Annotated in this window: 10 protein-coding genes; 1 reads left to right on the top strand and 9 read right to left on the bottom strand. The window is 60.6% G+C overall.

What is annotated here, in order from left to right; all coding sequences use genetic code 11:
• Window positions 1-36 precede the first annotated feature (36 nt).
• Window positions 37-882: an S-formylglutathione hydrolase gene (gene fghA / locus KHP07_RS01955; protein WP_078047218.1), complete on the bottom strand. Its 846-nt coding sequence runs from the start codon at window positions 880-882 to the stop codon at window positions 37-39.
• 8 nt (window positions 883-890) lie between these two features.
• Window positions 891-2,003 carry an S-(hydroxymethyl)glutathione dehydrogenase/class III alcohol dehydrogenase gene (locus tag KHP07_RS01960; RefSeq protein WP_078047217.1) on the bottom strand — a complete coding sequence of 371 codons (1,113 nt, stop codon included), beginning with the start codon at window positions 2,001-2,003 and terminating at the stop codon, window positions 891-893.
• A 109-nt stretch (window positions 2,004-2,112) separates the two neighbouring features.
• Between KHP07_RS01960 and KHP07_RS01965 the strand changes: the two genes are divergently transcribed.
• Window positions 2,113-3,009 (top strand): LysR substrate-binding domain-containing protein, encoded by an 897-nt coding sequence (locus KHP07_RS01965; protein WP_078047216.1) that lies wholly within the window; start codon window positions 2,113-2,115, stop codon window positions 3,007-3,009.
• A gap of 127 nt (window positions 3,010-3,136) precedes the next feature.
• Here the strand turns inward: KHP07_RS01965 and ispD are convergent, their stop codons facing one another.
• The 7 genes from ispD to KHP07_RS02000 all read right to left on the bottom strand — a co-directional run bounded on the left by ispD (window position 3,137) and on the right by KHP07_RS02000 (window position 10,961).
• Window positions 3,137-3,844: a 2-C-methyl-D-erythritol 4-phosphate cytidylyltransferase gene (gene ispD, locus KHP07_RS01970; RefSeq protein WP_214496512.1), complete on the bottom strand. Its 708-nt coding sequence runs from the start codon at window positions 3,842-3,844 to the stop codon at window positions 3,137-3,139.
• Window positions 3,841-4,119, bottom strand: a complete 279-nt coding sequence (gene ftsB / locus KHP07_RS01975) for a cell division protein FtsB (protein ID WP_003172294.1) — start codon at window positions 4,117-4,119, stop codon at window positions 3,841-3,843. The genes ispD and ftsB overlap by 4 nt, the downstream gene beginning before the upstream one ends.
• Before the next feature lie 180 nt (window positions 4,120-4,299).
• A complete protein-coding gene (eno, locus tag KHP07_RS01980; protein ID WP_003189193.1) occupies window positions 4,300-5,589 on the bottom strand; it encodes a phosphopyruvate hydratase in 1,290 nt (429 codons plus the stop codon).
• 157 nt (window positions 5,590-5,746) lie between these two features.
• A complete protein-coding gene (gene kdsA, locus KHP07_RS01985; protein ID WP_010212442.1) occupies window positions 5,747-6,592 on the bottom strand; it encodes a 3-deoxy-8-phosphooctulonate synthase in 846 nt (281 codons plus the stop codon).
• A gap of 5 nt (window positions 6,593-6,597) precedes the next feature.
• The gene (gene pyrG, locus KHP07_RS01990) at window positions 6,598-8,229 is read right to left on the bottom strand and encodes a CTP synthase (RefSeq protein ID WP_010212443.1); all 1,632 of its coding nucleotides are present in this window, start codon (window positions 8,227-8,229) and stop codon (window positions 6,598-6,600) included.
• Window positions 8,230-8,502: 273 nt separating this feature from the next.
• Window positions 8,503-9,822 (bottom strand): tRNA lysidine(34) synthetase TilS, encoded by a 1,320-nt coding sequence (gene tilS / locus KHP07_RS01995; RefSeq protein WP_214496513.1) that lies wholly within the window; start codon window positions 9,820-9,822, stop codon window positions 8,503-8,505.
• Between the two features lie 191 nt (window positions 9,823-10,013).
• Window positions 10,014-10,961: an acetyl-CoA carboxylase carboxyltransferase subunit alpha gene (locus tag KHP07_RS02000; protein WP_078047213.1), complete on the bottom strand. Its 948-nt coding sequence runs from the start codon at window positions 10,959-10,961 to the stop codon at window positions 10,014-10,016.
• Between the last annotated feature and the right edge of the window lie 39 nt (window positions 10,962-11,000).

An 11,000-nucleotide genomic window follows, 5' to 3' on the forward strand; every position in this document is an offset into this window, starting at 1 on the left:
AATTCAGGGCGTGATTCTACCTACTTTTGCCTCACATTAACCGAGCAAAGCACGGCCATGGTGTCGCAAATGATCTTCGATGAAGCTGGCGATAAAGAAGTAGCTATGGTCGTAGCCGGGTTGCAGGCGCAGTTCCAACGGATGGTTGGCCGCCTTGGCCGCTTGCTGCAGGGCTTCAGGCTTGAGTTGCACGGCGAGGAAATCGTCGCGGTCGCCCTGATCCACCAGCAGTGGCAGCTTTTCCGAGGCTTCGCTGATCAGCACGCAGGCGTCCCACTCGCGCCATTTTGAGCGTTCTTCGCCCAAATAACGCGAGAAGGCTTTCTGGCCCCACGGGCAATCCATTGGGTTGTTGATCGGCGAGAACGCCGACACCGACTGGTAACGCCCAGGGTTACGCAGGGCGCACACCAGCGCTCCGTGGCCACCCATGGAGTGGCCACTGATGCCGCGTTTGTCCGACGCCGGGAAATGCGCTTCAACCAACGCAGGCAATTCCTGCACCACGTAGTCATGCATCCGATAGTGCTTGGCCCAAGGTTCCTGCGTGGCATTCAGGTAAAAGCCTGCGCCGAGGCCGAAGTCCCAGGCGTTGTCCGGATCACCCGGCACGCCTGGCCCACGCGGGCTGGTGTCTGGCGCAACGATGATCAACCCCAGCTCGGCGGCCATGCGCTGGGCGCCGGCCTTCTGCATGAAGTTCTCATCGGTGCAGGTAAGCCCGGACAGCCAGTACAACACCGGCAACTTGCCGCCCTGCTCCGCTTGCGGTGGCAGGTAGACGGCGAAGGTCATGTCGCAACCGAGCACATCGGAATGATGCTTGTAGCGTTTATGCCAGCCGCCGAAGCTTTTCTGGCACGACAGGTTTTCCAGACTCATGGCCGACCTCAGAAGTGGATGACGGTACGAATGCTCTTGCCTTCGTGCATCAGGTCAAACGCTTTGTTGATGTCTTCCAGGCCCATGGTGTGGGTGATGAAGGTGTCCAGCGGGATCTCGCCGGCCTGGGCCATTTCCACGTAGCTCGGCAGTTCGGTACGGCCGCGCACGCCACCAAATGCCGAACCGCGCCAGACGCGGCCGGTCACCAACTGGAATGGACGGGTGGCGATTTCCTGGCCTGCACCGGCCACGCCGATGATCACCGACTCGCCCCAGCCTTTGTGGCAGCACTCGAGGGCGGCACGCATCAGTTGCACGTTACCGATGCATTCAAAGGAGAAGTCCACGCCGCCGTCAGTCAGGTCGACGATCACGTCCTGGATCGGACGATCGTAGTCTTTCGGGTTGATGCAGTCGGTGGCGCCCAATTGCTTGGCGATCTCGAACTTGGCCGGGTTGATATCGATGGCAATGATGCGGCCAGCCTTGGCCTTGACCGCGCCGATCACCGCCGACAGGCCAATGCCGCCTAGGCCGAAGATGGCCACGGTGTCGCCCGGCTTGACCTTGGCGGTGTTGATCACCGCACCGATGCCGGTGGTGACGCCACAGCCCAGCAAGCAGACTTTTTCCAGTGGTGCTTCTTTAGGAATCTTGGCCACGGAAATTTCTGGCAGCACGGTGTACTCGGAAAAGGTCGAGGTGCCCATGTAGTGGAAAATCGGCTGGCCCTTGTAGGAAAAACGCGTAGTGCCGTCCGGCATCAGGCCTTTGCCCTGGGTGGAACGGATGGCCTGGCAGAGGTTGGTCTTGCCCGACAGGCAGAATTTGCACTTGCCGCATTCCGGGGTGTACAGCGGGATCACATGGTCGCCGACAGCCACCGACGTCACGCCTTCGCCGATCGCTTCAACCACGGCACCGCCTTCGTGACCGAGGATCGACGGGAAGATACCTTCCGGGTCCGCGCCCGACAGGGTGTAGGCGTCGGTATGGCACACGCCGGACGCGACTACGCGCAACAGCACTTCGCCCGCCTTGGGCATGGCCACATCCACTTCGACGATCTCCAGGGGCTTCTTGGCTTCGAAGGCTACGGCGGCGCGGGACTTGATCATCCGGGTTTCTCCAGGGAGTTAAAAACTGAGACGTAGAGTGTAAAACATGGCTATCTGATTAATAATCCAGGCCAAAGCAAAACTTTATTGCTGTACAGGGACAATCACCATGCTGGAAAACCGCTGGGAAGGCATCGATGAGTTTGTCGCGGTGGCCGAATGCAGCCAGTTCACCGCAGCAGCGGAACGGTTGGGGGTGTCTTCATCGCACATCAGCCGGCAGGTCGCACGCCTGGAAGAACGCCTGCAAACGCGATTGCTGTATCGCAGTACGCGCAAGGTGACCCTGACCGAAGCGGGCCAGACCTTCCTGCAACACTGCCAACGCCTGCAGGATGGTCGCGAAGAGGCCCTGCGTGCGGTGGGCGATCTCACCAGCGAGCCCAAGGGCATGTTGCGCATGACCTGCGCGGTGGCGTACGGCGAGCGCTTCATCGTGCCGCTGGTCACACGGTTCATGGGGTTGTACCCGCAGTTGCGGGTGGATATCGAGTTGAGCAACCGCCAACTGGACCTGGTGCACGAAGGCCTCGACCTGGCCATTCGCCTGGGGCGTTTGCAAGATTCGCGCATGGTTGCCAGCCGACTGGCGCCGAGGCGCATGTACCTGTGCGCGTCGCCGTCCTACTTGGCGCGGTATGGTCGGCCACATAGCCTGTCGGAATTGAGTCGGCATAACTGCCTGATCGGCAGCTCGGATATCTGGCAACTGGCCCAGGACGGGCGGGAATTTTCTCAACGTGTGCAGGGAAACTGGCGCTGCAACAGTGGGCAGGCGGTGCTGGATGCAGCGTTGCAGGGTGTCGGGTTATGCCAACTGCCGGACTATTACGTGCTGGAGCATCTGCACAGTGGTGCGCTGGTGTCGTTGCTGGAGGCGCATCAACCGCCGAATACGGCGGTGTGGGCGCTGTATCCGCAGCAGCGGCATTTGTCGCCGAAGGTCAGGAAGTTGGTGGATTTCTTGAAGGAGGGGCTGGCTGGGCGGCCGGAGTACAGCCAGTGATTATTGGCTGTTTGTGCCGGTCTCTTCGCAGACAAGCCTGCTCCCGCATTGACTGCATTCCTGCAGGGTAAACGCGGTCAAATGTGGGAGCTGGCTGCCTGCGATGAAGTCGACGCGGTTTAACTGCCTACCCGCGATTCGCCCAGCGCAGCCGCAACCACTCCAGATCTTCCGGCCGGGTCACCTTGATATTGTCCGAGCGCCCTTCGATCAGGCGCGGCGCCTGGCCGGACCATTCCATGGCTGATGCTTCATCGGTGATGACTGCATCCGCCACCAGGCTGTCGGCCAAGGCACGGTGCAAAGCACCCAGGCGGAACATCTGCGGCGTGTAGGCCTGCCAGATCAGGCTGCGGTCGACGGTTTCCACAATGCGACCGTGCTTGTCGGCGCGCTTGAGGGTGTCGCGGGCCGGCACGGCCAATAGGCCACCGACCGGGTCATCCGCCAGTTCAGTCAAGAGTTTGTCGAGATCGTCACGGCTCAGATTGGGACGCGCAGCGTCGTGCACCAACACCCAGTCGTCGTCATGGGCGCCCAGGGCATTGAGTTGCAGCAAGGCATTGAGCACCGAGCCCGAGCGCTCCGAACCGCCGTCCGCACGCTGGATACGCGCGTCTGCAGCACAGGCCAGGGTCGGCCAATAAGGATCATCAGTCGCGAGACTGACCACCAGCCCCTTGAGGTTCGGATGGTCGAGAAAACAGCCGAGGCTGTGTTCGAGAATTGTGCGCCCGCCCAGTTGCAAGTATTGCTTGGGACGGTCCGCAGCCATACGGGCACCGACGCCCGCGGCAGGAATCACGGCCCAGAAGGCCGGCAAACGGTCACTCATTGGGCCAACTGGTAGAGGGTTTCGCCCTCCTTGACCATGCCTAGTTCATGACGGGCCCGCTCTTCAACGGTCTCCGTGCCTTTTTTCAGCTCAAGCACCTCGGCATCGAGGACGCGATTGCGTTCCAGCAGGCGTTCGTTTTCGGCGTGCTGGTCGGCAATTTGCTGGGTCAGGTCTTTTACCTGCGCAAAGCTGCCATTACCCACCCATAGGCGGTACTGCAGGCCAGCCAGCAACAAGAGCAAGACGAGGAACAACCAATTGGGACTGCGCATCGAATATCGGGTATCCAGTGAAAAAAGACCGCCATGCAAAACTTTTGCAGCAACTGATAGCACGAAGCCTGGAAAAACCAGGCTTGTGCTTGATAGCCATCAGATTAGCGTCGAATTACACACTGTCGTGAGTTTTCCGACGCAATCCGCCGACCTTTTACCATTTTTACCACGTAGCGATCAGCCGCGAAACTCGCCGCGACCGTTGTACTTGGCCTTGCCAGCCAGTTGCTCTTCGATACGCAGCAATTGGTTGTACTTGGAAACGCGGTCGGAACGGCACAGGGAACCGGTCTTGATCTGGCCTGCCGAGGTGCCCACGGCCAGGTCGGCAATGGTCGAATCTTCGGTTTCGCCGGAGCGGTGCGAGATCACGGCCGTGTAGCCCGCAGCCTTGGCCATCTGGATGGCTTCCAGGGTTTCGGTCAGGGTGCCGATCTGGTTGAACTTGATCAGGATCGAGTTGGCGATCTTTTTATCGATGCCTTCTTTCAGGATCTTGGTGTTGGTCACGAACAAGTCGTCGCCCACCAGTTGGATCTTCTCGCCGATCTTGTCGGTGAGGATTTTCCAGCCGTCCCAGTCGGACTCGTCCAGGCCGTCTTCGATCGAGATGATCGGGTAGCGCTGGGTCAGGCCCTTCAGGTATTCCGCGAAACCTTCGGAGTTGAACACTTGGCCTTCGCCGGACAGGTTGTATTTACCGTCCTCATAGAACTCGCTGGCCGCGCAGTCCAGGGCCAGGGTCACGTCGGTGCCCAGCTTGTAGCCAGCGTTGGCGACGGCTTCGGAGATCACTTTCAGTGCATCTTCGTTGGACGCCAGGTTCGGTGCGAAACCACCTTCGTCACCCACAGCAGTACTCAGGCCACGGGCCTTCAGCACAGCCTTGAGGTGATGGAAAATCTCGGTACCCATGCGCAGGCCTTCGGAGAAGGACTTGGCGCCAACCGGCTGTACCATGAATTCCTGGATGTCGACGTTGTTATCGGCGTGTTCGCCACCGTTGATGATGTTCATCATCGGCACCGGCATCGAGTAGACACCTGGAGTACCGTTGAGGTTGGCAATGTGAGCGTACAGCGGCAGGTCCTGGTCCTGAGCAGCGGCCTTGGCGGCTGCCAGGGACACGGCGAGGATGGCGTTGGCGCCCAGGCTGCCTTTGTTTTCGGTGCCGTCGAGCTTGATCATCGCGTGGTCCAGGGCTTTCTGGTCCAGCGGATCCTTGCCCAGCAACAGGTCACGAATCGGGCCGTTGATGTTGGCTACAGCCTTGAGTACACCCTTGCCCAGGTAACGGCTCTTGTCGCCATCACGCAGTTCCAGCGCTTCGCGCGAACCGGTGGAAGCACCGGACGGCGCGCAGGCGCTGCCGATGATGCCGTTATCGAGAAGCACGTCGGCTTCGACGGTGGGGTTGCCACGGGAGTCGAGAACTTCACGACCTTTGATGTCGACGATTTTTGCCATTGTTGTAAACACTCCAAAGTTGACGAAAACGACGCAGCTGAAGGAAATCTTTTGACCGACCGCAAGGGTGGAACAACGAGGCAGGCTTGCAGACGACAAGGCTCAGGCCCGCAGGCCTGAGCGTAAAGCGTGGGAAATTCTACCGGAGAAACGAAGCTTACGCGGTCTCTACCGTCGGAAAACTCTTGACCAGTTCGTCCAACTGCTTGAGCTGGGCCAGGAACGGCTCCAGCTTGTCCAGGCGCAGGGCGCATGGGCCATCGCACTTGGCGTTGTCCGGGTCCGGGTGGGCTTCCAGGAACAGGCCGGCCAGGGACTGGCTGATGCCCGCCTTGGCCAGGTCCAGCACCTGGGCACGGCGCCCACCCGCGGAATCGGCGCGACCACCGGGCATTTGCAGCGCGTGAGTCACGTCGAAGAACACCGGGTATTCGAACTGTTTCATGATGCCGAAACCGAGCATATCCACCACGAGGTTGTTGTAGCCGAAGCTCGAACCACGCTCGCAGAGGATCAACTGGTCGTTACCCGCTTCCACGCACTTGTTCAGGATGTGTTTCATCTCCTGGGGCGCGAGGAACTGGGCTTTCTTGATATTGATCACAGCGCCGGTCTTGGCCATCGCGACCACCAGGTCGGTCTGGCGCGACAGGAAGGCCGGCAACTGGATGATGTCGCACACCTCGGCGACCACGGCGGCCTGTTCAGGCTCGTGGACGTCGGTGATGATCGGCACGCCGAAGGCTTGCTTGATGTCCTGGAAGATCCGCATGCCTTCTTCAAGGCCTGGGCCGCGATAGGAGGTCACGGACGAACGGTTGGCCTTGTCGAAGCTGGCCTTGAACACGTAGGGGATACCGAGTTTCTCGGTGACCTTGACGTACTCTTCACAGACCTGCATCGCCATGTCGCGGCTTTCCAGCACGTTCATGCCGCCGAACAGCACCATGGGCTTGTCGTTGGCAATCTCGATGTCGCCTACGCGAATGATCTTCTGGGCCATCAGGTTTACGCCTTCTTCTGATGTTGCGTCAGTGCAGCTTTGACGAAACCGCTGAACAACGGGTGACCGTCGCGCGGCGTCGAGGTGAACTCAGGGTGGAACTGGCACGCCACGAACCATGGATGATCCGGCGCCTCGACCACTTCAACCAACGCGCCGTCACCGGAGCGACCGGAAATTTTCAGGCCGGCCTCTTTGATCTGCGGCAGCAGGTTGTTGTTCACTTCGTAGCGGTGACGGTGACGCTCGACGATCACGTCCTTGCCGTAGCAATCGTGAACCAGCGAGCCCGGTTCCAGCAGGCAATCCTGCGCGCCGAGGCGCATGGTGCCGCCCAGGTCGGAGGCTTCGGTACGGGTCTCGACGGCACCGGTGGCATCTTCCCACTCGGTGATCAGGCCGACGACCGGGTGACCGCTCTTGCTGTCGAACTCGGTGGAGTTGGCGTCTTTCCAGCCCAGCACGTTACGGGCGAACTCGATAACGGCCACTTGCATGCCCAGGCAGATGCCCAGGTACGGAACCTTGTTTTCACGGGCGTACTGCACGGCCGTGATCTTGCCTTCCACGCCACGCAGGCCGAAACCGCCGGGAACGAGGATCGCGTCCACACCTTCGAGCAAGGCAGTGCCTTGGTTCTCGATATCTTCGGAGTCGATGTAGCGCAGGTTGACCTTGGTACGGTTGCTGATACCGGCGTGGCTCATCGCTTCGATCAGCGACTTGTACGCGTCCAGCAGTTCCATGTACTTGCCGACCATGGCGATGGTGACTTCGTGCTCAGGGTTGAGCTTGGCGTCGACCACGGCTTCCCACTCGGACAGGTCCGCGCCATTGCATTGCAGGCCGAAACGCTCGACCACAAAATCGTCCAGGCCTTGCGAGTGCAGGATGCCCGGGATCTTGTAGATAGTGTCGGCGTCTTCCAGCGCGATTACCGCACGTTCTTCAACGTTGGTGAATTGCGCGATCTTGCGACGCGAGGAAATGTCGATCGGGTGATCGGAGCGGCATACCAGCACGTCCGGCTGCAGGCCGATGGAGCGCAGTTCCTTGACCGAGTGCTGGGTAGGCTTGGTTTTGGTCTCGCCGGCGGTGGCGATGTACGGCACCAGGGTCAGGTGCATCAGCATCGCGCGCTTGGCGCCGACTTCGAAACGCAACTGGCGGATGGCTTCGAGGAACGGTTGGGACTCGATGTCACCCACGGTGCCGCCGATCTCGACCATGGCCACGTCGGCATCGCCGGCACCCTTGATGATGCGGCGCTTGATTTCGTCGGTGATGTGCGGGATTACCTGGATGGTTGCACCCAGGTAGTCACCACGACGCTCCTTGCGCAGCACGTGCTCGTAGACACGACCGGTGGTGAAGTTGTTGTTCTGGGTCATGGTCGTGCGGATGAACCGCTCGTAGTGGCCCAGGTCCAGGTCAGTCTCGGCGCCGTCGTGGGTGACGAACACTTCACCGTGCTGGAACGGGCTCATGGTGCCCGGGTCAACGTTGATGTACGGGTCCAGCTTGAGCATGGTGACCTTAAGTCCCCGCGCCTCCAGGATGGCCGCCAATGAAGCGGAGGCAATGCCTTTCCCCAATGAAGAAACAACACCGCCCGTGACGAATATGTAGCGCGTCATGAAAAACCCTAGAAGTCTGCGTTAAAGCGGTCCGAGCCGCCGGGGAAAGCGAAGGAAGGCCGAAGCCCCCGATCACCTGCATTAATCACAGTGCACCTTTCAAAAAAACCGCCGCGTGGTGACAGACCAGCAATGAAGCACCGGTACGTTGATCGCTACACATTTTTTGGAATCGCCCAGCAAAGACTGCTTGGTAATCGGCAACTGCTGCGATTCAGTCGAATCCACAGAAGTTGTATCAAGAAGGGAGCGTAGTCTACCGGAAAGGCTCTATCAGCTCAAACCTTGATCGCAGGTCTGTGGCATCCAATGTAAATGCCAGTCATCACTCGGTGCAGGCCAGAGTCCCGCGAGGCTGGGCGCACCCAGCAATTGCTGGCCTTGGTACAGCAGCGGCAATCTGCCACGGACGAAGCCTGGCAAGCCACTTTCGTTAAGCAGGCGCTTCAAGTCACGCCGACCGCGACCTGGCACATCGATGATTTCGCCGCCCTGGCGGTAGCGGATCTGCAGCGGACCTTCAGGCGCCTCGCCAATCAGCTTTAGCTGACCATTGCCGGGTAACTCTAGTGGGTTTTGCGGATCGGGCCAGCTCACCGCTGCGTCGGAAAATTCCGATCCTGTAGACGGCAGCCACCAGATGCGCTGGCCACACCGGTGCAACTCGCCGTCGGCCAAGCGCCATAGGGGCTGTGCATCGCCCTTGGCGTCACGCAGGGAGTGCCAACCGGCCCAGTGGTCGCTGTCGGGCAAGCGGGTCAGTGGCGCCAGCCAATGGCGCAGGGCATTGCGTTGGCGGGCGTCGGACAGCTCGCACAGCGGCGCAAGTGCCAAGGACGGCAGGTGCAGCCAGGGAAATGGCGAAGCCTGGCCGGCAGCACGCAGGTCCAACTGTGCCAACTCTTCCAACAACCCCTGCGCCTCACTCAGGTGCTCGGCGGTGCGGCCCAGGTTGGCAACAGCCTGGGGCCAGCGCGCCGTCAACGCAGGAAACACGCGGTGACGCAGGTAATTACGGGAGAACCGCGGATCGGCGTTGGAAGGATCCTCAATCCATTTGAGTTGATGCGCGTGGGCATACGCCTCCAATGCTTCGCGGGGTACATCGAGCAACGGTCGTACCAGGTAGCCACCCGCCAAAGGACGCTGCGCCGGGATCGCCGCCAGCCCGCGCACACCCGCCCCGCGCAATAGGCGGAATAACAAGGTTTCCGCTTGATCATCGCGATGCTGGCCCGTCAGCAACACCTGCCCTGCCCCGGTCACCTCGGTGAATGCCTGGTAACGCGCGTCACGGGCAGCACGTTCAAGGCTGGCGCCAGGTTGTACCTGCACGCGCATCACGCGCAACGGCAGGCCGAGGGCGTCGCAGATCGACTGGCAGTGAGCAGGCCACGCGTCGGCGGCAGCTTGCAGGCCATGGTGGACATGGACAGCGCTGAGGGGGGGCAGGGTTTCGGTGTTGGCCAGATGGGCCAGGAGATGCAGCAAGACGGTGGAATCAAGGCCACCGGAGAATGCGATGTGCCAGGCCGGGGCGTTGCGCCAGGGTGACAGAGCTTGCAGGAGTTTGGCGGGAAGAGATGTTTTCATCACAGGTTACCGCCGCAAATCTGGAATACGTTAGCCAAGCATACACAAAGCAAATGTGGGAGCGGGCTTGTGTGGGAGCGTGGCTTGCCCGCGATGCAGGCGCCTCGGTTTTGCAGTTGCACCGAGGTGATGCTATCGCAGGCAAGCCAGCTCCCACACAAGCCGGCTCCCACATTGGGTATTGCTGGGTCTTACAGACCGTAGCTCATCAGGCGCTCATAACGACGGGCCAGCAGCGCGTCGTTATCCAGCTTCTTGAGCATTGCCAGTTGCGAGCCCAGCTCGGCGCGGATAGTCGCCGCCGCAGCAGCCGGGTCACGGTGGGCGCCGCCCAAAGGCTCGGCGATCACTTTGTCCACGATACCCAGGCCTTTGAGGCGATCAGCGGTGATGCCCATGGCTTCGGCAGCATCTGGTGCCTTTTCGGCGGTTTTCCACAGGATCGAGGCGCAACCTTCCGGCGAGATCACCGCGTAGGTCGAGTATTGCAACATGTTCAACTGGTCGCAGACGCCGATGGCCAGCGCACCACCGGAACCACCTTCACCAATCACAGTGGCGATGATCGGGGTTTTCAGGCGGGACATGACGCGCAGGTTCCAGGCGATAGCCTCGCTCTGGTTGCGCTCTTCTGCGTCGATACCTGGGTAGGCGCCCGGGGTATCGATGAAGGTCAGGATTGGCATCTTGAAGCGCTCGGCCATTTCCATCAGTCGGCAAGCCTTGCGGTAGCCTTCCGGGCGCGGCATGCCGAAGTTGCGGCGGACTTTCTCGCGCACTTCACGGCCTTTCTGGTGACCGATCACCATCACCGGCTGGTCGTCCAGGCGAGCGATACCACCCACGATGGCCGCGTCGTCGGAGAAGTGGCGGTCGCCATGCAGCTCGTCGAACTCGGTGAAGATGTGCTGAATGTAGTCCAGGGTATAGGGACGGCGCGGGTGGCGGGCCAGGCGCGCAATCTGCCAGCTGGTCAGCTTGCCGAAGATGTCTTCGGTGAGCGTGCTGCTCTTGTCTTGCAGGCGAGCGATCTCATCGCCGATGTTCAGCGAATTGTCATTGCCGACCAGGCGCAGTTCTTCAATCTTGGCTTGCAGGTCAGCGATCGGCTGTTCGAAATCAAGAAAATTCGGGTTCATAAGCGTCCGTCTTGGGTCGACGGCCAGGGCGTGCCTGGC

The sequence above is a fragment of the Pseudomonas sp. VS40 genome (genome assembly GCF_018587885.1).
Lineage (GTDB): Bacteria > Pseudomonadota > Gammaproteobacteria > Pseudomonadales > Pseudomonadaceae > Aquipseudomonas > Aquipseudomonas pergaminensis.